Source organism: Clostridium sp. 1001283B150225_161107_B6 (assembly GCF_015556325.1).
GTDB lineage: Bacteria > Bacillota > Clostridia > Lachnospirales > Lachnospiraceae > Enterocloster.
On record NZ_JADNMD010000004.1, the window covers coordinates 1 to 22,061 of the forward strand.

Annotated in this window: 17 protein-coding genes; 11 read left to right on the forward strand and 6 right to left on the reverse strand. The window is 51.1% G+C overall.

Features of this window, described 5'->3' with window-relative positions:
* Nucleotides 1–235: 235 nt before the first annotated feature.
* Both I2H39_RS11410 and sigG read right to left on the reverse strand, forming a co-directional pair.
* Nucleotides 236–1,162, reverse strand: a complete 927-nt coding sequence (locus I2H39_RS11410) for an NYN domain-containing protein (protein ID WP_138308782.1) — start codon at nucleotides 1,160–1,162, stop codon at nucleotides 236–238.
* 84 nt (nucleotides 1,163–1,246) lie between these two features.
* On the reverse strand, nucleotides 1,247–2,023 hold the full coding sequence (gene sigG, locus I2H39_RS11415) for an RNA polymerase sporulation sigma factor SigG (RefSeq protein ID WP_002574207.1): 777 nt from the start codon (nucleotides 2,021–2,023) through the stop codon (nucleotides 1,247–1,249).
* 448 nt (nucleotides 2,024–2,471) lie between these two features.
* Here sigG and I2H39_RS11420 point away from each other — a divergent pair, with 448 nt between their 5' ends.
* A complete protein-coding gene (locus I2H39_RS11420; RefSeq protein ID WP_195626501.1) occupies nucleotides 2,472–6,527 on the forward strand; it encodes a doubled motif LPXTG anchor domain-containing protein in 4,056 nt (1,351 codons plus the stop codon).
* A 102-nt stretch (nucleotides 6,528–6,629) separates the two neighbouring features.
* On the opposite strand, the gene I2H39_RS11425 is transcribed toward I2H39_RS11420, so the two are convergent.
* Nucleotides 6,630–6,776: a hypothetical protein gene (locus I2H39_RS11425; protein WP_171042619.1), complete on the reverse strand. Its 147-nt coding sequence runs from the start codon at nucleotides 6,774–6,776 to the stop codon at nucleotides 6,630–6,632.
* Between the two features lie 103 nt (nucleotides 6,777–6,879).
* Nucleotides 6,880–8,274 (reverse strand): histidine kinase, encoded by a 1,395-nt coding sequence (locus I2H39_RS29630; protein ID WP_227146338.1) that lies wholly within the window; start codon nucleotides 8,272–8,274, stop codon nucleotides 6,880–6,882.
* 97 nt (nucleotides 8,275–8,371) lie between these two features.
* On the opposite strand from I2H39_RS29630, the gene I2H39_RS11435 reads away from it, so the two are divergent.
* Complete coding sequence (locus I2H39_RS11435; protein WP_330640868.1) at nucleotides 8,372–9,913, forward strand: glycoside hydrolase 43 family protein; 1,542 nt, start codon at nucleotides 8,372–8,374, stop codon at nucleotides 9,911–9,913.
* A 128-nt stretch (nucleotides 9,914–10,041) separates the two neighbouring features.
* Here the strand turns inward: I2H39_RS11435 and I2H39_RS11440 are convergent, their stop codons facing one another.
* Complete coding sequence (locus I2H39_RS11440) at nucleotides 10,042–10,815, reverse strand: type III pantothenate kinase (RefSeq protein ID WP_195626502.1); 774 nt, start codon at nucleotides 10,813–10,815, stop codon at nucleotides 10,042–10,044.
* Between the two features lie 92 nt (nucleotides 10,816–10,907).
* On the opposite strand from I2H39_RS11440, the gene coaBC reads away from it, so the two are divergent.
* The 7 genes from coaBC to I2H39_RS11475 all read left to right on the forward strand — a co-directional run bounded on the left by coaBC (nucleotide 10,908) and on the right by I2H39_RS11475 (nucleotide 18,221).
* Nucleotides 10,908–12,104 carry a bifunctional phosphopantothenoylcysteine decarboxylase/phosphopantothenate--cysteine ligase CoaBC gene (coaBC, locus tag I2H39_RS11445; protein ID WP_195626503.1) on the forward strand — a complete coding sequence of 399 codons (1,197 nt, stop codon included), beginning with the start codon at nucleotides 10,908–10,910 and terminating at the stop codon, nucleotides 12,102–12,104.
* 289 nt (nucleotides 12,105–12,393) lie between these two features.
* Nucleotides 12,394–13,371 (forward strand): LacI family DNA-binding transcriptional regulator, encoded by a 978-nt coding sequence (locus I2H39_RS11450; RefSeq protein ID WP_195626504.1) that lies wholly within the window; start codon nucleotides 12,394–12,396, stop codon nucleotides 13,369–13,371.
* 81 nt (nucleotides 13,372–13,452) lie between these two features.
* Nucleotides 13,453–14,340, forward strand: coding sequence for a ribokinase (gene rbsK, locus I2H39_RS11455; RefSeq protein ID WP_195626505.1), 888 nt, complete (start codon nucleotides 13,453–13,455; stop codon nucleotides 14,338–14,340).
* Between the two features lie 21 nt (nucleotides 14,341–14,361).
* The gene (rbsD, locus tag I2H39_RS11460; protein WP_195626506.1) at nucleotides 14,362–14,778 is read left to right on the forward strand and encodes a D-ribose pyranase; all 417 of its coding nucleotides are present in this window, start codon (nucleotides 14,362–14,364) and stop codon (nucleotides 14,776–14,778) included.
* 27 nt (nucleotides 14,779–14,805) lie between these two features.
* Nucleotides 14,806–16,296, forward strand: a complete 1,491-nt coding sequence (locus I2H39_RS11465) for a sugar ABC transporter ATP-binding protein (RefSeq protein ID WP_195626507.1) — start codon at nucleotides 14,806–14,808, stop codon at nucleotides 16,294–16,296.
* Nucleotides 16,296–17,237, forward strand: a complete 942-nt coding sequence (rbsC, locus tag I2H39_RS11470) for a ribose ABC transporter permease (RefSeq protein ID WP_195626508.1) — start codon at nucleotides 16,296–16,298, stop codon at nucleotides 17,235–17,237. Before I2H39_RS11465 ends, rbsC begins: the two co-directional genes overlap by 1 nt.
* A 66-nt stretch (nucleotides 17,238–17,303) precedes the next feature.
* Nucleotides 17,304–18,221 (forward strand): D-ribose ABC transporter substrate-binding protein, encoded by a 918-nt coding sequence (locus I2H39_RS11475; RefSeq protein WP_195626509.1) that lies wholly within the window; start codon nucleotides 17,304–17,306, stop codon nucleotides 18,219–18,221.
* 64 nt (nucleotides 18,222–18,285) lie between these two features.
* Here I2H39_RS11475 and I2H39_RS11480 read toward each other — a convergent pair whose 3' ends face one another.
* Nucleotides 18,286–19,515 carry a DUF1266 domain-containing protein gene (locus I2H39_RS11480; protein ID WP_138308765.1) on the reverse strand — a complete coding sequence of 410 codons (1,230 nt, stop codon included), beginning with the start codon at nucleotides 19,513–19,515 and terminating at the stop codon, nucleotides 18,286–18,288.
* A gap of 354 nt (nucleotides 19,516–19,869) precedes the next feature.
* Between I2H39_RS11480 and I2H39_RS11485 the strand changes: the two genes are divergently transcribed.
* Nucleotides 19,870–21,474: a peptide chain release factor 3 gene (locus tag I2H39_RS11485; RefSeq protein WP_002567108.1), complete on the forward strand. Its 1,605-nt coding sequence runs from the start codon at nucleotides 19,870–19,872 to the stop codon at nucleotides 21,472–21,474.
* Nucleotides 21,475–21,548: 74 nt separating this feature from the next.
* Nucleotides 21,549–21,995 (forward strand): GatB/YqeY domain-containing protein, encoded by a 447-nt coding sequence (locus I2H39_RS11490; RefSeq protein WP_138308763.1) that lies wholly within the window; start codon nucleotides 21,549–21,551, stop codon nucleotides 21,993–21,995.
* The last annotated feature ends 66 nt before the right edge of the window (nucleotides 21,996–22,061 follow it).

The window sequence follows — 22,061 nt, forward strand, 5'->3', positions numbered from 1 at the left end:
CCTGGTGTACCGGTTTCTTTTCTCTTGCCATAATAAAAGGCCTCCTATGATTTTTTATTTTATCATAGAAGACCTTTGGCTAATACCTATTTACAGAAAAATTTTCATACACTCATCAAAACGCCCGGAAGGGGACTGCATCCATAAGCCGGATGCCCCACTTCGGGCGTTGCTTGTGCTGCCGGAGCCGGACCATACTGCCGTGACTTAACCATGCTGCCGGAGCCGTACCATGTTATTTGAGCTGAACCATATTATCCTTAATTCGGAATGTCCCAAAGCTGCGTATAAAGCTGGAGATGCGGCTGAAGCCATATTGTTTCACATCAAAGGAAGGGTATGTCTTTTTCAGCTCATCGTGTATAATGCTCAGATTATCCACATGTCCATTGTACCCCTTAATAATGCGCATGATTTCCTTTTCAATCTCAGACTTGGAAATGCTGGCGCTCTTTTCCTGGACAAAATAACCCCCATGGAGCTTGACCACCTGGAAGTCGTTGTTGTTCAGGCTCTCCAGGAAGGTGGAGAGTTTGGAATAGCCATAGTTTCTGACATCAAAGTCTGAAAAACGTTTTGTAAGGAAATTGCCCACCTTTGCAAGGATAATGGGCTGGTTCTGGCTGTTATTCTCAATGAGGAGCTTGGTGATGGCCTTCTGGATTTCATCAATGTTTGTAATGGTTTTCTGGTTTTCAATGACCGATGATTCCGGTGCATCGTCAGAGGATATGATTTCCAGCAATTTAAAGGTATCGCAGGCTGCACGGAAGGGCTTTGGGGTTTTCTGCTCCCCGATTCCCATGACAAACATCCCGGCCTCCCTCAGACGCTGGGCCAGCTTGGTGAAGTCCGAGTCGCTGGATACCAGGCAGAAGCCATCCACATTGCCGGAGTAGAGGATGTCCATGGCATCAATAATCATGGCTGAATCAGTGGCATTCTTTCCGGTGGTGTAGCTGTACTGCTGGATGGGATTTACGGACCAGTCCAGAAGCACATTTTTCCAGCTGCGTTTTTCATTATCTGTCCAGTCGCCGTAAATTCGTTTGTAGGTGGCGATTCCCACATCCGACACTTCATCCAAAATGTACTTGATATACTTGGGGGAGACATTGTCTGCATCAATCAATACTGCAAATCTGCGTTCATTTTGTTCCATAGATATGTTCACTTTCTGTTGGCATATGTTTCAAACAAGCACTAACATGAATAGTTTAACACATCTGTAAAAAGGCTTCAAGGGTCAGCTTAAATAGGATTTCATACTTTTCAGCGCATTTTTTTCAAGGCGGCTTACCTGGGCCTGGCTTATATGGATTTCCTGGGCAACCTCGGTCTGGGTTTTTCCTTCAAAGAAGCGCATGTCAATAATATGGCGCTCCCGTTCCGGCAGCCGTTTCATGGCTTCCACCAGAGAAAGGTCCTCCACCCAGTTTTCCTCCAGGTTCTTTTTGTCACTAATTTGGTCCATCACAAAAAGAGGGTCCCCGCCGTCCGTATAAACCGGCTCATACAGGCTTACAGGCGTCTGTATGGCGTCCAGTGCATAGGTGATATCTTCCTTTGAAACACCTATTTCCTGTGCGATTTCCATGAGGGTGGGTTCCTTTGAATTGGTTCTGGTAAGCTGCTCCCTGGCATAAAGGGCTTTGTAAGCGGTATCCCTCAGGGAACGGCTGACACGGATGGAATTATTGTCCCGCAGGTATCTGCGCACTTCTCCCAGTATCATAGGCACTGCATAAGTGGAAAATTTGACATTCTGAGTGATGTCAAAATTGTCGATGGCCTTGATTAGGCCGATGCATCCAATCTGGAACAGGTCGTCGATGTTTTCCTGGCTGTTTGAAAAGCGTTGGATTACGCTGAGGACCAGGCGCAGGTTTCCTTTGATGTACTGCTCCCTGGCTTCCATATCCCCATCCAGGATTCTTTGAAACAGTTCCTCTTTCTCTTCATTGCTCAGTAAAGGCAGTTTGGCGGTATTGACTCCGCATATCTCAACTTTGTAGCCCGACATAATCCTTACCTCCGTTAATAATGCCATACGCCCTGACATGGAAAAAGCAGGGCTGTACTGGATGAATCTGCTATAACGAAATGATGTACGGATTCCAGGCGTTTTATACGGTTTGGGGGGAGAAAAAGATTTCCATTTTTTTCTGGTTTGCGGGGAATGCATGGGAAATGCGGGTTCACAAATTATAATAAAATGAATAAAATATCATAAAAATAAAAAAAGTGACCAAATGAGGCGGAAAATAACGCTTTACGTAACGCTTTATCTGCTATTATGTAACCATATCAGGAAAAGGCTGTTCTGGTTACAATTTAAATTACAGTAATAATTTTATAAAAAACAGGAAAATGTAACCAAACTGTATCGGTTTATGATATGATATGGATAAGTTTAAGTGAGATATATCTGCACCTGATTGTCGGTGGAGCTTATGAAAAGGAGAACTATTATGGAAAGACGGAGATGTTCCGGTACAATAGCGAAATCCATGTATTACAGACAGAAGCGGATTCTGGCATTCTTACTGACAGCGGCCATGGTTTTCACAAATATGGGCACAAGTCTGAATGTATCCTATGCCGGTACGGCGGACCAGATTACGTTTCAGATGAAAGGGTCGGATTTGGTAGCAGCTGTGGAGGAGGCCATAGCAGGCGGTCACGGGATAACATCAGATGATTTGGGCTTTACCAACGGCAGGATGGCTGAATTTGAAAAGGTATTTTTCGGTGCGGAAGGTGCTGTGTATGAAGTGTATCCGGAGATGGAGGGAAGCAGCATGGAAGCTGAGCTGCGTGTATTTGTACGCCTTCCTGAGGATGCAGACGACATGTATATGGTAACCGGGGATGAGGAAATCATCTTGCTCTACGTGAATAACGGAGAGGATACCATAAGCTGTACCACGGAAATCACCCGGATGGATGACGGAGCGGAAAAAGTCAAGAAAACAAAACGTGTCACCATAAGGAGCTATGAGGATGCGTTTGGCGATGAAGAGATAGACCTTATATCGAAACCGGCCCAGGAGGAGAACGGAGTGTCTGAGCCTGAGACTTCAGCCGGAAACAGCACAGGGGAAACCGCCCTGCCGGACAGCAGCGCAGAGGGCAGCAGCAGCGCGGGTCAGGAAGGGACATCCCTGCCGGAGGATGGAACGTCTGACAGTGCGGACAATGGTACAGAGGGTAAAACTGAAGGCAGCGCGGACAGTAAAACTGAAGGCAGCGCGGACCACGTTACAGACAGCAGCACGGACAGCAGCCTGTCTGACACAGGAGCACTGCCGCCGGATGAGACCCTGGGAGCCGCTGAAGAAAAGGGCACTGCTGCGGATGAAAAGGCAGACATACCGGAAGGAGACAGTGGGGCTGATTCAGATAAAAAGTCTGCAGAGGATAATGGCAACGCAGCAGATGACAGAGATTCAAAAGAACAGGGTGAGAAGGAAGAAGCATCAAATCAGGGTAAGGATAAGCAGGAGGACAGTGCTGTACCGGCAGCTGCTATCTCCCGTCATGATGCGCCGGTTGTGTCTGAGAAAGAGGACGGCAACCAGGAGGCGGCCCCGGATGTAAAGGAAGAGGGCGCAAAGAAGGAAAAGGCCCGCGAAGAAAAGGAAACCACAGAGGCAGCGGACGACGGTGCAAAAGACGGAAAAAAAGAGGAAACATCAGAGCCGGCAGCTGAGAAGGATGGAGAACCGTCCGCAGAGGCCGGTACAGAACCGTCCTCAGAGGCTGATGCAGAACCGTCCTCAGAGGCTGACGCAGGACAGTCCGGTGCATCCACAGCAGAAGCGGATGTGACAAATACAGATGAAAGGCAGACCACGGACACTGCGGACCAGGGAAGCATCCCTGAAAGTATGGAAACAGCGGACAGCACGGGTGAAAGCAGTGATGCGCCTTCGGACGCATCGGACGCCTCTGCGGCGCCGTCAGCCGATGCCTCCCTTCCGGCTGAGTCAGTGCAGGGGACTGCAGAAGTGCCTGTGCCGGAGGATGATACCAGGAAGGCCGGCACCTCTGATTTGGTTGGAATGGGTTATTGTTCCACTGCAAAGGTTTATACCACAAGCCTGAATCAGTTAAAGGCATTGGAGGATTTCGACGGGTATAAGGTGACATACGCCAGCTTCCCTGAGGCCAGTGCCCGGATTCTGGAAGGCCCCAGAGGTGTTAAGGAGGGCGATAGCCTGACCTTTGGCGTCAGGACCCAGCTGGGATACACGATTGATAATGTGACAGCCAATGATGAGAAGATGGAAGCGGATTCCGTTACAGATAATTCAGACGGTTCACAGACAGCGTGGTTTACCATATCCCAGGTGTATGAGGAACAGGACATACAGGTATATACTCTGGAGACAATGGAGCATCCTGCTTTTGACAAATCAGTGGAGGTCAATGGGGTCACAATCCGGGTGACTGCATCCGAAGGAGTACTGCCGGCCGATACACAGATACAGGCTGAAGAGATAACAGAACAGGTGGAATCAGCGCTGACAGAGATGGTGGCTGCTGAATCAGATGATGGAACAACGGTCAGCACCATCATAGCTTATGACATCAATCTGATGTATGACGGCGTGAAATTAGATAACAGCTGGGCTGAGGATGGAAATCATTATGTGACGGTATCATTCAGCGGTGAGCGGATTGAGAAGGCCAGCATGGACGCGGATCAGATTGAAATCCTTCATCTGGAGACACCTACCCAGGAGGTCCAGGCAGTGTCTGCAAAGGCAGAGCTGGAGGGAAGCAAAGAGACGGACGCCATAGCCGAGGTACCTGTGCTGGATAATATTTCTGCCGGCAACATTGCTGTGGACAGCGAAGGCCGTCAGGAACTGGACGTAAGCGGAAATGCCGTCGGACAGATTGATTTTCAGACAGACCATTTCTCGGCGTTTACTGCAGTTTTTAAAACCTCCCCCTATCTGATTATTGCCAATGAACTGGCGGAAGGCAGTACGGAGGCTGAGAATATTGAATACACCTATAAAGTCAGCATCACGGACAGCCGGACAAATAAAAATGAGAAGCTCTATCTGCTGACAGGCCAGGATGGGGCAGAGGAGTATACGAAAGCTGATAAAACCAGCGAGGGCGATACCAATACCTATACGTTTAACCTGATGCCCGGCGGAAAAATGAAGATTGGGAATGTGGGACCGCTGGCTGAATACAAGGCGGTTCAGGAGATATCAGATTCCCATAATGCCTTCATGGGAGTGTATGAGTCCCGGACCAAAATAGGGTGGACCAACGGCAATGAGGGAAGCAGTGAAGAACATCCGGAGGAAGAGGATTCCTTTGAGTACCATCATGAAAAGGATGCATATGGCTCTCTGACAGAACGGGCAACTGCATTATTAACCGCATTTTCCAGATGCAGGACGCAAAATGAGCGGAGAGACTTTCTTGGCTATGGAAGACTGGGGTCATGGAATGACCAGTTAAGAAAGCGGCTGTTAGAAGACCATGGACTGGATGAGTGGCCTTTGGCAGCAGATGAAGGATTCCAGGATGTGATAGACATGGCCCAGGGTAAATTGGATGATTTAGAGATAAATGCGGACTTAAGCAGCAGCCGTTTAAACATCTACTTCCGCATCATGAAAGAGGGTACCAATGGCGGCGAGCTTAACAGCCCCGGAAAGATGGAAATTGTGCCATATCTGTCCATGAACCGGACCGACGATAACAACATAGACCACATACCGAACTGGACTGCGTATGTAGCATATAACAGTAAAGGAGCTGGCTGGTATCAGTTTTTATCTAAATCAGCAGCCAGTTTTGACCTTCACACAAAATCAGCCCAGGATGTGATAGACGCCCAGCCGGATAAGTGGATTCCTTTGATGGCAGCTGAGTTTGAACAGCCGGAAGAACCAATAAAGCAGCCGGAGATAGAAGGCTCCTTTACTAATATTGGATTTGCTTATCAGATTGAGCTTTTATTTAGAAACCAATACAAAACTGATGGAGCGTCAAACGACGACACAACAGAAATACCTGAAACACCGGAAGCGCCGGAATCATCCGAAACACCTGAAAACAATCCGGGCGGTGAAACCGGAACGGATTCCGGCAATGTACCTGGGAATAACACAGATAATACAGACACCGCAGATGCCGCAGACACATCAGCAGGAAACAGGAATGACTCTTCTTTCGGCAGTTCCGGCGGAGGCGGAGGCACCACCGCCACAACAGGCGGCAGTACAGGCAGATACCAGGGTTCTGATGACCAGAGCGGACCTGGCGTCCGGGGAAATGTGATTGAACCGCAGGAGGTACCCCTTGCATCTCTTCCGGTGGATGCATCGGCAGCAGCCAGCCAGTCAATGGCCATGATAGATGACGGGGAAATTCCTCTGGCATCCATACCAAAGACAGGCGACAGGGGGAACGGTGTGCACGAACTGTCATTCATCCTTTCGGGGATGCTGATGGCAGTGTATATGGTTCTGGGAAAGAAAAAGAAGGAATTATAGGCTATAGAGGTAAATGTACCACAAGGGCGCTGCCCTATGATGGAGCTTGCAGGAGCATGTTGGATGCCTGCGCTTACATCATAGGGCAGCGCCCTTATTTTGTCATCTATCCATGGTAACAAGTGTCCACCGGTCATTCTGCAGCATGACAAAGCATGGTTTTTTCACACGGTATCTGTAATAAGTTTCCGCCAGGGTCTGGAAGAGCCTGTATTTCATCATGGTTGCACAGATTGGATAGATAGTCATATATGTAAATGCTCCTTTCAGGGGTGATAGTATATTTTATTCAGCATGTCCATAAATATGACTGGTAATTAGTACAGTGTTTTCCCGGCCCCGTTCTGCCTGCCTAGCCTGGTATGCAAAATGAGATGCAGGTTCCCATTCCCTTTTTGCTGAGTATTTTCAGGCCTGCCTCTGCCCCGTAGCGCATGATTAAGCGGCTGTTTACATTGGTAAGGCCGATATTCTCACTGCCTGGATTGGCTATCTTTTCATATAATTCTCTGATATCTGCTTTTTCCATTCCCACTCCTGAGTCAATGACTGAAAAAATCAGCTGTCCCTTCCTCCTCACAATGCGCAGCTTGATGAAGCCTGAGCCGTCCAATGGTTTTATGCCGTGGTACAGGCTGTTTTCAATCAGGGGCTGGAGAATCAGGCGCATGATGGGGATGCTTTCCAGCTCTTTTTCATATTCATAATAAAGAATGTATTTATCTTCATAACGGTACCGCTGAATGCTGTCATACTTTTTCAGATAATCAATTTCATCCCTTAAGGTCACCATGGAATGAGGGTTCTGAAGGGAATATTTCAGGATATCAGACAATGCCTCAATCATCTGGTTTACCGCAGTGGGCTTACGGGTATATTCCATGGCCTTGAAATCCAGGGTCTGCAGGGTATTGAACAGAAAATGGGGATTAATCTGCAGCTGCAGGGCTGTCATCTCCGCCAGTTTCTGTTCCTGCTCCTTCAGGGCAAGCTTGCTGCGTAGAAAGGTCTGGTTCAGAAAGAGCTGGACAATATTATTGAGGATAATGTCGTATTCATCCTTGATGAAGGCAGGCTTTTCAGGGTTAAATACGCCCCGCTCCGCATCCGAGAACACCTTCACAAAGTAGTCAATCTGCTGGAAATTCTTTTTGGTGATGGCATAGGCAATCCACAGGGAGGTGGAAAGCACGGCTGCCAGGACCATGAGAAACTGCAGGAGCAGGGTATAAAGAGCCTGATAGTAGTTGGAGTGGCTGATACAGGCAGCGATATAAGTTCCGCAGTCCGCAGGAATGATTCGCACGTAGTATTTTCCGCGGCTTAAGTCCACCCATCCGCGGTAGGCATTGTCCTGGGACTGTTCCAGGCGGCTGACCAGCAAATCTTTGTCCTCCAGGGACAGCCGGGCAGTTTCCGCGCCTCCCTGGAGCAGGAAATTGCCGTCCTCGTCCAGGATAAAGAACCGGTCCAGCTGGGAACTGGTATTGATGAGCTGTTTTAACTGTTCCTCATATATGTTGACCATGACCACGCCCTTAAACATGCTCAGTTTCTTAAAATAGGTGAGGACAGGAACGGGCTGGGTGTAGGAGTACTGGTGCATTTCCCTGTGTTCCAGCCATTCGTCCTGTCTGGAATGGTCATAGGAATCCTTCCAGCTCAGGTCTGAAAACTGGGACAGCCGCGTGGCTCCGCCTGTGTCAGAGGTAAGGATGGAATCATAGCCGTCCAGGTAATAGTACACAGAGGCAATATAAGGGGCATTGTTGGTCAGAGAATTAAAGTTGGACAGGATGGTATTGGTCAGGATTACGTCCAGATATCCAATCTGCTTATGTGAAATGAAGTTGCGCAGGGAGATGGACAGTCTGGGAACTTATAAAAATCCGATTCTGTATGCGGATTATTCCGACCCGGATGTGGTCCGGGTGGGCGGGGATTATTATATGGTATCTTCGTCCTTTACTTATATTCCGGGGGTTCCGCTGCTGCATTCCAGGGACCTGGTTCACTGGGAGCTGATTAATCACTGTGTAAAGGAACTGCCTTTTGAGAAATACGCCCTTCCCTGCCACGGTTCCGGCACATGGGCGCCATCCATCCGTTATCATGAGGGAACATTTTTTGTGTTCATTCCTTTGGTGGATGAGGGAATCCTGGTTGCCAGGACCAGGGACCCATACGGGGAATTTGAGTGGAATATGCTGTGCCGGTCAAAGGGCTGGATTGACCCCTGTCCTTTCTGGGACCATGACGGGAAGGCCTACATGGTCTTTGCCTATGCTAAGAGCCGCACCGGGATAAAACACAGGCTGTCGCTGGTGGAAATAGACCCGCAGTGCCAGTCCCTTCTGGATACACCAAGGCTTATATTTGACGGAGAACAGGTTGCTCCTACATCGGAAGGCCCCAAAATGTATCAAAAGAACGGATACTATTATATTCTGATGCCGTCAGGAGGCGTGGAGACGGGCTGGCAGTCCTGCCTCAGGTCCCGGTCTGTCTATGGTCCTTATGAATATAAGGTGGTGATGCACCAGGGTAATTCGCCGGTTAACGGTCCGCACCAGGGGGGCTGGGTATCGTCGCCTGACGGAAGGGACTGGTTTGTCCATTTTCAGGATGTGGCGGAGCTTGGAAGAATCGTGCATCTGCAGCCCATGTGCTTTCTGGACAACTGGCCCTTCATTGGCCAGGACCAGAATGGGGACGGCATTGGCGAGCCGGTGGAAGAATGGGCCATGCCGTCGGAAGGAATGCCGGAATACGCCATTTCCCAGTCGGATGATTTTACGGGGAAGACGCTGGGGCTTCAGTGGCAGTGGCAGGCCAATCCGGATGCAGGCTTTTATTCTCTGGAGAAAAATCCGGGTTATCTGCGGCTGTATTGCTGCAGGAATCCGTCCAGGGAAAACCTGCTCTGGTATGCGCCCAATGTGCTGACCCAGATTCCGCAGAAACCAAAGCTGACCATGACCGTGAAGCTGTCCCTATCCGGCAGACAGGAAGGGGATTTCGGGGGTATCGGAATGGTGGGCCATGATTACGGATATGCCGGCCTGTACTGTACGGGAAGGGCTGTCCAGATAAGGTGTTACCGTGGAACGGTCACGGAACCCATGTTTGAGGGAGAGGCCAGTGAGAAATTGGTATTTTCACAGGAAACAGAGGAAGGCCGGGCATGGTTCAGGCTGACGCTGGGGGAAGATAAGACCTATGGCTTTTCTTATTCCGCTGACGGCAGGACCTTTACCCGGATAGAGCATTCATTTCCGCTGAAACGCGCCACATGGACCGGAGCAAAACTCTGCCTCTGGTCCTGCTCGCGGGAAAACAGGGAGTCTGAGGGATATTGTGATTATGAGTATGTGAATGTTGAATGACACCAGGAGATGTAAGGATATACGGATAGTCAGCAGTATTCAGGAAAAAGGAATGATTCATACGCCGCCGCCCGGAGTAAATCCGGGCGGTGTTGTATTTGGGGCCGCGGCAGATGCCGTACCCTGCTCTAATGGGCTTCCGTATTCTTCCGGTATAATATCAGCAGTCCCTTAAGGAGCAGCGCATCGTCCACAATTATCTTATGACGGCACAATGGCGTGATGAACTTTGCCAGTCCGCCGGTGGCTATGATAGTGGGAGACTCTCCCAGTTCCTTTTCCATGCGGTCCAGAATCCCGTCTATCATGTCCACGTTGCCGTAAATAATGCCTGAGCGCATACAGTCAATGGTATTCTTTCCAATTACATGGCTGGGAACCTCCAGGCTGATGTAGGGCAGCTGGGCTGTTTTGCTGCTCAGTGAGTTAAGGGAAACCTTGAGGCCGGGAAGGATGACGCCGCCGATATAATTTCCCTTTTTATCAACCGTACACAGTGTGGTGGCCGTGCCCATATCTATGACTACCAGGGGAAGGGGGTGTTCGTGGCTGGCAGCCACCGCGTCCACAATCTGGTCGCTTCCAACTGTTTTGGGGTTGTCCATAATGATATTCATACCGGTCTTCATGCCGGAGCCCACCAGGAGAGGCCGGATTCCCGTTACCTTTTCCACTGCGTTCAGAATGGTGGAGTTAACAGGGGGAACCACGGAGGAGAGGATGGCTCCTTCTATGCTTGAAATGTCAATCTGATGCATTTCCAGGATGTTCTTAAAGCTCACCGCGTACTCCGTGTCCGTGCGGCCCTGGTCCGTGGTGACCCGCTCTATAAAATATGTTTTCGTCTCGTCGATGCCGCCGATAACGGTATTGGTATTGCCCATGTCGATTGCTAAAATCATTGGGGGAACTCCTTTCAATCAAATAGGATGTATGTTATACTTTAACATGGATTGTAACATAGAAAAAGAGGAAAGACAACCGGAGGAATCATATGTTAAAAGGAAAGACAGTCCTTCTTGGAGTGACAGGAAGCATTGCAGCATATAAGATAGCCAGCCTGGCCAGCATGCTGGTCAAAAAGGGCGTGAAGGTCCATGTACTGATGACGGAGAACGCCACCCGCTTCATAAATCCCATAACCTTTGAGAGCCTGACAGGCAATAAATGTCTGGTGGATACCTTTGACCGGAATTTCGAATTCAGCGTGGAGCATGTGGCGCTGGCAAAACAGGCGGATGTGGTGATGGTTGCCCCTGCATCGGCAAATGTCATCGGGAAGATAGCCCATGGCATTGCAGATGATATGCTGACCACCACGGTGATGGCCTGCAGGTGCAAAAAGATACTGGCCCCGGCCATGAATACCAATATGTACGAAAATCCGGTTCTGCAGGACAACCTTGAAATCTGCAGGAAATACGGCATGGAAGTCATAACGCCGGCCTGGGGCTATCTGGCCTGCGGGGATACCGGGGCCGGAAAGATGCCGGAACCGGAGGTGCTGTACCAGTATATACTGCGGGAAGCTGGTTATTCCCGGGATTTGGCCGGCAGACGGATACTTGTGACAGCCGGGCCAACCAGGGAATCCATTGACCCGGTGCGCTACATCACGAACCATTCCACAGGCAAAATGGGGTATGCCATTGCCAGGGTGGCGGCCTGCAGGGGAGCTGCAGTTACCCTGGTAAGCGGCCCCGTGGACCTTGCCCCTCCCCTGTTTGCGGACACGGTTTTGGTGGAGAGCGCCAGGGAGATGTTTGAGGCAGTGACCGCCAGGAGCGGGGAGCAGGATATCATAGTCAAGGCAGCGGCAGTGGCTGACTACCGTCCGGCCGTGGTGGGAACGGAAAAGATGAAGAAATCGGACGGCGACCTGTCCATTGCCCTGGAGCGTACAGACGACATACTGGGATGGCTGGGACAGCACCGGCGTGACGGCCAGTTCCTCTGCGGATTTTCCATGGAAACCCAGAATATGCTGGAGAATTCCAGAGCTAAGCTGGCAAAGAAGCATATTGACATGATTGTGGCCAATAACCTGAAGGTGGAAGGCGCGGGATTTGGTACGGATACCAATGTGGTGACGCTTATTACCAGGGACAGTGAGAAGGAGCTTCCCATTATGTCCAAGGAAGAGGTGGCGGACTGCCTGCTGACTGAAATTTTGAACAGAATAGAGGGGTAGGCCGGGGGTTGTAATTATCATCCCCCCCTACTCTATAAAACGACAGGTTGATATTATCTTAACAAAGTCGTTGTGAAATATATCTAAAAAAGCAAAGTATTTCACAGGAAAACCCTGCTTCATATTGTAGATTTAGACTAAAATGGCGAAAGAAAAAATTGAATATTGACTTTGAAACTGTCAGAATATATAATTAAATCATACTTGAAACGGGTTTCAAGAATAAAACATACAAAGGGCGGAGGCGCCGGAAGGTGCATAATCCGCAGACGGGCAGGATGGTGGGCTTATGACGAGCATACGGGACGTGGCAAAACTGGCAGGCGTATCCCCCTCTACCGTATCCAGGGTAATGAACGGTACGGCCAGGGTGGATGACGAGAAGAGACAGAAGGTGGAACGGGCCATATCAGAAACCGGTTTCAAGCCAAATGAGGTGGCCAGGTCCCTTTATAAGCGCTCATCCAAAATCATCGGCATACTGGTGCCCAACATCATCAACCCGTTTTTCAATGAGCTGGCAGGAGCCGTGGAGGAGGAATGCGACCGCAGGGGATACCGCCTGACGCTCTGCAATTCCAACGATGATTTGGAAAAGGAGAAACGGAACCTGAACCTGCTGGAGCGCATGAATGCAGACGGGGCCATCCTAATGACCAACATGGATGAGATACATAAGGAAATCGGGAACTGCCGGATTCCGGTGGTTATGATTGACCGGCAGATTGAGGGCGGAAAAGAGATTGCCTGCATCCAGTCCAACCATTACCAGGGCGGAAGGATGTCCATGGAGCATCTCCTGGAATGCGGCTGCAGGCATATTGTGCAGATAAGCGGCCCGCTTCATCTGTCCAGCGCCAGAAAGCGCCACCAGGGATATCTGGATGTGTGCAGGGAACGGGGAATTGCACCTGCCTGGATAGAAGGGGATTACAGTTTTGAATCAGGAACCGAGATGGCGGCGCGGCTTTTGGAACTTCATCCGGATACGGACGGAATCATAGCAGCCAACGACATGGTGGCCATATCGGTGTATAAGGAGCTTCACAGGAGAGGCATACGGGTTCCGGAGGATATACAGCTGATTGGGTTTGACAACATTTCCCTCAGCAGCCTGTTTACGCCGGAGATTACCACCATTGCCCAGCCCATAAAGAAGATGGGGCAGGAGGCGGTGCGGATGCTGACGGAATACGTTGCCGGGGCGCAGATTAACCGGAATAAGGTATTCGATATCAAGCTGATAAAAAGGGACACAACTCTTTAGGGAATGCCTGGCGGCGTATTGGCCGGGCAGGCCCGGACATCAAAGGGATAAAATAAAATGTAAAGGAGAAAAGGAGGAATTATGAAGACAGCAGTGGTAGGCAGCATCAACATGGACATGACAGTGACAGCCGAGCGTATTCCCTTAAAGGGAGAGACGCTGAAAGGAGAGGACATCCGCTACATACCGGGAGGAAAGGGCGCAAACCAGGCAGTAGCCATGGCAAAGCTGGGAGCCGATGTGGAGATGTTTGGCTGCGTGGGCGATGATGAGGCGGGAAAAAGCCTTATTAAGAACATGGAGGACATGGGAGTGGGAACCTCCCACATCAAGGTTGCTCCCGGAGTAAACACAGGACTGGCGGTCATCACTGTGGGGGACCATGACAACACCATCGTGGTGGTGGCAGGAGCCAATGACAGGGTGGACCGGGACTATGTGGACAGCATAAAAGGAGCACTGTTTGCGTGCGACATCGTATTGCTGCAGCATGAGATTCCCCAGGACACGGTTGAGTATGTGATTGACATCTGCCATGAAAATGGAGTGAAGGTGGTACTGAATCCGGGTCCGGCCAGACCGGTGAAGCCGGAGGTTCTGGCCAAGGTGGACTACCTTACGCCGAATGAACATGAGGCAGCCATCCTGTTCGGGGACATGACGGTGGAGGAGATGCTGAAGGCGCATCCAGGCAAGCTGGTGATTACCCAGGGCTCCAGAGGCGTATCCACATGCCTTCCCACAGGAGAGATTCTTACTGTGCCGGCCAGGAAAGCCAATGTAGTGGACACCACGGGGGCCGGAGACACATTGAACGGGGCATTTACCGTGCAGATTGCAGGAGGCAGCACCATGGAGGAAGCGCTCCGGTTTGCCAATACGGCAGCCAGCCTGTCCACGGAGCGGTTCGGTGCCCAGGGCGGAATGCCTGACTGCGGCCAGGTGCTGGACGCCATGAAGCAGGCGTAATGTTGGATGGAGGAAGAAAACATGAAGAGACACGGCATACTTAACAGCAATATTTCCAGGGTACTTTCATCCATGGGGCATACGGACCGGATTGCAATTGCTGACTGCGGTCTGCCTGTACCGGAGGGAACAGAGCGCATTGATTTGGCGGTAACATTTGGAAATCCCAGGTTTATGGACGTTTTGAAAGCGGTTTCAAACGATATGAAAATAGAAGCAGTGGTTCTGGCTGAGGAAATCAAAGAACAGAATCCACAAATCCTGGAGGAAATCCAGGAGCTTTTTGCCAGCCTTGAAACCGGTTTCAAAATAGAAAAAGTAGAATTTGTCCCGCATACCCGCTTTAAGGAGATGACAAAGGAATGCAGGGCCGTTATCCGGACCGGCGAGACAACGCCCTATGCCAACATTATCCTGCAGTCCGGCTGTATCTTTTAAAGCAGAAACTATCTGGAGGGAAACAACATGAAAATTGAAATGAAAGGAATCAACAAGTCCTTTGGCCAGAACCAGGTCCTTAAGGATGCGGGCTTTGTGCTGGACGACGGGGAAGTACACGCCCTGATGGGAGAAAACGGCGCAGGCAAGTCCACCCTGATGAAAATCCTTACCGGCGTTTATACCCGGGATGGGGGTACGGTCATTGTGGACGGAAAAGAAGTGACCTACAAAAGCCCGCAGGAAGCGGAAAAGGCCGGAATCGTATTTATCCAGCAGGAGCTGAATGTACTGTTCGACCTGACGGTGGAGGAAAACCTCTTCCTGGGCAAAGAAATAAAGAAGGGCTTTGGAATATGCGACCGGAAGGCCATGAGGGCAAAGGCAGAGGAAACCTTAAACCGTCTGGGAGTCAGCATCCCCACAGACAAGGTGATGTCTGAGCTTTCCGTGGGACAGCAGCAGATGATAGAAATATGCAAGGCGCTGATGGTGGACGCAAAGGTCATTATCATGGATGAGCCCACGGCAGCCCTTACCCAGAGCGAGACAGAGGTGCTCTTCGAGGTGATGCAGTCCCTGCGGAATAAGGGAGTGTCCATTGTCTATATATCCCACCGTATGGAGGAGATTTTTGAGCTCTGCGACCGCATTTCCGTGCTGAGGGACGGCACCTACATAGGCACGAAGAAAATTCCGGAAACCAATATGAACGAAATCGTCAAAATGATGATTGGCCGGGAAATCGGCGAACGGTATCCAAAACGTGACTGCGCCATTGGAAACGAAGTGTTCCGGGTGGAGGACCTGACTAAGGAGGGCGTGTTCCACGATGTAAATTTCTCCGTAAAGGCAGGAGAGGTCCTGGGGGTATCCGGACTGATGGGGGCAGGGCGTACGGAAATCATGCAGGCTATTTTCGGTAATCTTTCTTATGAAAGCGGCAGCATTTTTATTGACGGAAAACAGGCAGTGATTAAGAATCCGATGCAGGCCATAGAGCAGGGAATCGGATTCATAACAGAGGACCGCAAAACAGAGGGCCTTCTTCTGGAGGAGAGCATTGAGAAAAATGTATCCCTGACAAACCTGGGGCGCATCTCAGGCAGGGGCAGGGTGGTAATCAGCAGGGAGAAGGAAAAAGGGCTGGTCACCAAGGCCATAGAGGAGCTTCATATCCGGTGTTTCGGACCAGGACATGAGTGTGTAAACCTAAGCGGCGGAAACCAGCAGAAGGTGGTATTCGCAAAATGGATTTACATGGAACCCAGAATCCTGATTCTGGATGAACCCACAAGAGGCGTTGACATCGGCGCCAAGAAAGAGATATACAGCATTATAAACCAGCTGGCTGAAAAGGGCGTTGCCATCATCATGGTGTCCTCTGAACTGCCGGAGGTATTGGGAATGAGCGACCGGATTATGGTGGTGCGCGAAGGCATGGTCAGGGGAATCATCAACCAGGGTGAGGCTGACCAGGAGAAGATAATGACATTGGCTACGGGAGGTACCTTATAATGAATGAAAATAAAAATAAAGTCATCAATTACGCCCAGGATTTCGGGGCACTCATTGCCCTTATCCTGCTGGTGGCGGGCATCAGCATTGCCAGCCCAAGTTTCCGCACCGGGGCCAATTTCCTGTCCCTGCTGCGTCAGTCTTCCATCAACGGGCTCATAGCCTTCGGCATGACCTTCGTCATTCTGACGGACGCCATTGACTTATCCGTTGGTTCGGTGCTGGCCCTCAGCACAGCCCTTTGCGCAGGCATGATTACAGCCGGGGTTCCGGCTGGTCTGGCCATGATTCTGGCACTGGTTTTGGGATGCGGCATGGGTGTTGTCAGCGGCATCATGGTAACAAAGGGACGTCTCCAGCCTTTTATCGCAACCCTGATTACCATGACGGTGTACCGCGGCCTGACCATGATATACACCAACGGTAAGCCAATCTCCAACCTGGGCGACAGCTTTATCCTGAAGGTGGTTGGAAAGGGAAAGTTCTACGGTATTCCGATTCCGGTCATTCTTCTGATACTGTTGTTCCTGCTTTTTTACTTCCTGTTAAATAAGACCACCTTCGGGCGCAGAATTTACGCAACCGGAAGCAACTGGAAATCTGCCAAGCTGGCAGGAGTGAACATACACAGGACAAAAATCATTGCCTATGCCATATCCGGCACCATGGCAGCCTTATCCGGCCTGATTCTGCTCTCCAGACTGGGTTCCGCGCAGCCCACCCTGGGAAGCGGCTATGAGCTGGACGCCATTGCGGCAGTAGCCCTGGGCGGCACCAGCATGAGCGGCGGCAGGGGAAAAATCTACGGAACCCTGATAGGCGTGCTGATTATTGCAGTGCTGAACAACGGCCTTAATATCCTGGGCGTATCATCCTACTATCAGGACGTCATCAAGGGCCTGGTCATCCTGATTGCAGTGCTCTCAGACCGTAAGAGATAGGAAACCGTAAAACCGTGTACATGAATCTGATATGAATATAAAAATAAATTTCGGGAGGAAAAGACCGTGAAGATTAAGAAAATACTGGCCCTTGCGGCAGCATTTACAATGCTTACGGCAGTGGGAGGCTGCAACGCCATCACCATTGACGGGGAGGAAAACGTTAAGGAGGGAAGCAGCGGAAACGTGATTGGTTTTTCTGTCTCCACCCTGAACAATCCATTTTTCGTAACGCTGACAGAAGGGGCCAGGAGTGCCGCGTCAGAGAAAGGGGTGGAGCTGGTGGTCGTGGACGCAGGGGATGACGCTGCCAAGCAGACCAGCGACATCGAGGATTTGGTGTCCAGAAACGTGGGCGTGCTGATTGTCAATCCGGTGGATTCGGACGCAGTTGCCCCGGCAGTAAAGAGCGCCATGTCCCAGGGAATCAAGGTGATTGCAGTGGACCGGGGAGTCAACGGAGTGGATGTGGACTGCCAGATTGCATCTGACAATGTGGCGGGAGCCAGGATGGCAACCGAGTATCTGATGGAGCTTGTGGGAGAGGGCGCCAAGGTGGCTGAATTACAGGGCGTGCCAGGAGCCTCAGCCACCATTGACAGAGGAGAGGGCTTCCACCAGGTGGCGGATAAATCCCTTCAGGTGGCTGCCAGCCAGACCGCTAATTTCAACCGTGCGGAGGGTATGACGGTTATGGAGAACATCCTTCAGTCCGACGGCACCATTAAAGGTGTGTTTGCCCACAATGACGAGATGGCCCTTGGGGCAGTGGAGGCAGTTGCTGCTTCCGGCAAGGACATAAAGATTGTTGGATTCGATGCAACGGACGATGCCCAGAAGGCGGTAAAAGACGGCAAGATGGCGGCCACGGTTGCCCAGAAACCGGATAAAATGGGTGAGACAGCCATTGAGACAGCCGTCAGTATCATGGCTGGTGAGACTGTGGATAAATCCATTCCGGTGGAAGTGGAGCTGATTAAATAGCAGAAATGAGATGGACCCGCCAGACCGGAACTTCCGGATGGCGGGTCCATTGCTGCCGGTTATATTACCATGTCTTTACCAGCTCTGTCTTAAAGTCCACCGTGTAAGGGCTGTCGTCCCTGGTCTTTAAATCCTCATAGACAGCCCTGCGCTCGTCGGCGCTTTCTTCGGCCCAGTATTCATAGCCCCGCATATAGCTGTCCATCAAATCATCCCAGGATTCAAACAAAGGCTGCATGGCCGTGGCGATTTCCAGGGATTTATCCAGGGCCTCCTGCTCGGTATAGTAGCCAGCCAGGTAGTAAAAGCTCATCAGGTTCATGGCGCGGCAGTAGTCCCAGCCTGCAATGGCGTCAGGGCCGTACTGCTCATAGAAGCCGAACATATCCGCGTAATTCCGGGCCTCATCCACGGTCATCTCAAACTGGTCCAGCAGGAATGCGCTTCGCTCGTCCGGGGCAATGTCCCTGATACCGGATTCATCCAGGTATGCCATGTCCTCGGCAAAGGTGGCCCGGTGTCCTTCTGTCAGAATCCAGTCCAGGGTGCTGTCCGCTGTCTCGCGGTCCGTGACGCTCCACCATTCTTCCAGTGATTTCTGCTCCATGGCCATCACCTCATCGTTGGCCGCCAGGCCGGCAAACCGGTTGTAATCCCAGCCGTTCAGGTCGGTGAGGACCGCGTAGGAGGCGTTGAACCAGCGGACCGTATCCGTCAGCTCCGCGGTGGTCCTGTCTTCCTCCTCAGGGGCATTTTCCTGGAATTTGGAACATGATGCCTTGAAGGAGGCTATCTTGCGGTCGCTCATCTTATTGGCCACATAAGCCATGGAGTAGTAAGCATAATCTGTTTCCCCGTAGACAACATAGGCATCCACCTTGGAGCCGTCCACCGACATCTTTCCGGTTATGGCGGTCAGGCTGGTCATGCCCGGCACCTCCGGCGCCTGGGCTTCGGCCTCGCCGGATATATTGTAGCTGGTTTTTATAATGTCCTGCACGTCCTCCAGACTGGAGGCCTGTCTGGCCGGACCGCTTTTAGGAAACTGAAGCAGGAACACTGCGTTGTCCTCCTTGGCGCTGGAAGCAATCAGCCATCCGTCCATGGGCGCCTCCTCTGTTTTCCAGGACTTGTCCAGATAAATGGACGCAGTGTCATCCGGGGTGGAGAATTCCTGCATCTGGGCCAGCATATCCTCCGGGGTTTTGGCCTTGCAGCCCTGCAGCGCTGCGGATGCCAGGGCTGCTGTGAGACAGAAGGTCAGGGCCAGTTTTTTTGGGGTTGTACATTTCATGGTTTTATCCTCTCTTTGTGGTCCTTTCAGGCCTGTCAGCTGGTTACGGACAGGCATGGACCGTATCTATACAGTATACTATATAACCATTCCGCACAGCAACCTGTAATTTACAGAGATTTCCATAGAATGGGGTGTCCTTAGCACCCGGCGCCTGTATTTCATACCTGTGAATACATGAGAGAGATATATGTACGGCAGGCAGGGCTGCATATGGAAAAACGGCCGGTAAAATCAAAAGCCAAAGGCCTTGACTTATGATTCCAATCATAATAGAATAAAAATTGGATGATTTTGGGCGTACTTCCAAAGTACGTCCATCTTTTACTCAATGGAAAACGGAGGACGAATAACTTGTCACAGATAGATAACCAGATGACAGAAGAGATAAAAAAGCGGAGGACATTTGCAATCATATCCCACCCCGATGCAGGTAAGACCACGCTGACAGAAAAGTTCCTGCTGTACGGCGGCGCCATCAACCTGGCCGGAACCGTCAAGGGGCGCAAGGCTGCCAAGCATGCTGTGTCCGACTGGATGGAGATTGAGAAGGAGAGGGGAATCTCGGTGACTTCTTCCGCCATGCAGTTTAATTACGACGGATTCTGTATCAATATCCTGGATACGCCGGGCCACCAGGATTTCTCAGAGGATACCTACCGTACCCTGATGGCGGCGGATTCCGCGGTCATGGTCATCGACGGTTCAAAGGGCGTGGAGGCGCAGACCATCAAGCTGTTTAAGGTATGTGTTATGCGCCATATCCCCATCTTTACCTTTATCAATAAGTTTGACCGGGAGGCCAGGGACCCTTACGAGCTTCTGGACGAGATTGAGGAGGTGCTGGGAATCCGCACCTGCCCGGTGAACTGGCCCATTGGATGCGGCAAGAGCTTTAAGGGCGTATACGACCGGTTCTCAAAGAAGATAACCACCTTTACGGCTGCCATGGGCGGCGCCAGGGAAGTGGACAGCCAGGAGTTTGCAGTGGACAGCGCGGATGTGGATTCCATAATCGGACAGGACTATCACCAGCAGCTCAGGGATGATATTGAGCTCCTTGACGGGGCCAGCGACGAGCTGGATATGGAGCGTGTCAGGATTGGGGATTTGTCGCCGGTATTCTTCGGCTCGGCCCTGACCAATTTCGGTGTTGAGACCTTTCTGGAGCATTTCCTTAAGATGACAACGCCGCCTCTTTCCAGGAAGACCCTGGACGGGGTGATTGACCCGTTCCGCCCTGATTTTTCCGCCTTTGTGTTTAAAATCCAGGCCAACATGAATAAGGCCCACAGGGACAGGATTGCTTTTATGCGCATCTGCTCCGGCAAGTTCGAGGCAGGCATGGAGGTAAACCATGTGCAGGGAGGAAAGAAAATCCGCCTGACCCAGCCCCAGCAGCTTATGGCCCAGGACCGTAAAATTGTGGAGGAGGCCTATGCCGGCGACATCATCGGCGTCTTTGACCCGGGGATTTTTGCCATCGGAGATACCCTGTGCGCTTCCAATGAGAAGTTTCAGTTTGAGGGCATACCTACCTTTGCGCCGGAGCATTTTGCCAGGGTGCGCCAGGTGGATACCATGAAGCGCAAGCAGTTCATAAAGGGAGTAAACCAGATAGCCCAGGAGGGTGCAATCCAGATATTCCAGGAGTTTAATTCCGGTATGGAGGAAATTATCGTGGGCGTGGTGGGCGTACTGCAGTTTGAGGTGCTGACCTACCGTCTGCGGAATGAATATAACGTGGAGGTTATCCTGGAGAAGCTGCCCTTTGAACACATCCGCTGGGTGGAAAATCCGGGCGAGGTGGATGTGGCCAGGATTCAGGGTACATCTGATATGAAACGCATTAAGGACTTAAAGGATAATCCGCTGCTGCTGTTCATTAACAGCTGGAGCGTGGGCATGGTATTGGACCGCAATCCGGCGCTGAAGCTGTCGGAATTCGGAAGAGCTTAGAGCAGAGCCGGGCGGCAGACGTTTTTTTCAGCGTGAATGAATGCAATCAGCTGCCAACAGAAGGAGGTAAAGTCATGAGTAAGATTGATGCTGTAAGGGCTGCCATGGTGGAGGCCATGAAGGCTAAGGACAAGGCCAGGAAGGATTCCCTTTCCATGCTGCTGTCCGCTCTCAAGAATGCGGAAATCAACAAGAGAGAGCCTTTGACGGAGGAAGAGGAGAACGCGGTCGTTAAGAAAGAAATCAAACAGACCCAGGAAACGTATGAGATGGCGCCGGCAGACCGTGAGGATATCCGGTCAGAGGCAGCGGCCAGGATGGCTGTATATAAGGAATTCGCACCCGAAGACATGAGTGTGGAGCAGATTCAGGCTGTCATAGGCGCTGTCCTGTCTGAACTGGGGATAGAGAATCCCACGGCTAAGGATAAGGGCGCCATCATGAAGGTTCTGATGCCCAGGGTCAGGGGAAAGGCCGACGGCAAGGTGGTCAATGAAACCCTGGCTTCCATGTTCCGGTAAAGACAGTTTTTGGGTTTTGAGAGCGGGCCGGTTGGAGCAGGACAATATAAGGATGCGGGGCTTAAG

Coding starts and splice junctions, on each gene's coding strand:
- I2H39_RS11410 (WP_138308782.1), bottom strand. CDS start 1,162: ATGGAACAAAATGAACGCAGATTTGCAGTATTGATTGATGCAGACAAT.
- sigG (WP_002574207.1), bottom strand. CDS start 2,023: ATGTCGGGCTACAAAGTTGAGATATGCGGAGTCAATACCGCCAAACTG.
- I2H39_RS11420 (WP_195626501.1), top strand. CDS start 2,472: ATGGAAAGACGGAGATGTTCCGGTACAATAGCGAAATCCATGTATTAC.
- I2H39_RS11425 (WP_171042619.1), bottom strand. CDS start 6,776: ATGACTATCTATCCAATCTGTGCAACCATGATGAAATACAGGCTCTTC.
- I2H39_RS11435 (WP_330640868.1), top strand. CDS start 8,372: ATGAAGTTGCGCAGGGAGATGGACAGTCTGGGAACTTATAAAAATCCG.
- I2H39_RS11440 (WP_195626502.1), bottom strand. CDS start 10,815: ATGATTTTAGCAATCGACATGGGCAATACCAATACCGTTATCGGCGGC.
- coaBC (WP_195626503.1), top strand. CDS start 10,908: ATGTTAAAAGGAAAGACAGTCCTTCTTGGAGTGACAGGAAGCATTGCA.
- I2H39_RS11450 (WP_195626504.1), top strand. CDS start 12,394: ATGACGAGCATACGGGACGTGGCAAAACTGGCAGGCGTATCCCCCTCT.
- rbsK (WP_195626505.1), top strand. CDS start 13,453: ATGAAGACAGCAGTGGTAGGCAGCATCAACATGGACATGACAGTGACA.
- rbsD (WP_195626506.1), top strand. CDS start 14,362: ATGAAGAGACACGGCATACTTAACAGCAATATTTCCAGGGTACTTTCA.
- I2H39_RS11465 (WP_195626507.1), top strand. CDS start 14,806: ATGAAAATTGAAATGAAAGGAATCAACAAGTCCTTTGGCCAGAACCAG.
- rbsC (WP_195626508.1), top strand. CDS start 16,296: ATGAATGAAAATAAAAATAAAGTCATCAATTACGCCCAGGATTTCGGG.
- I2H39_RS11480 (WP_138308765.1), bottom strand. CDS start 19,515: ATGAAATGTACAACCCCAAAAAAACTGGCCCTGACCTTCTGTCTCACA.
- I2H39_RS11490 (WP_138308763.1), top strand. CDS start 21,549: ATGAGTAAGATTGATGCTGTAAGGGCTGCCATGGTGGAGGCCATGAAG.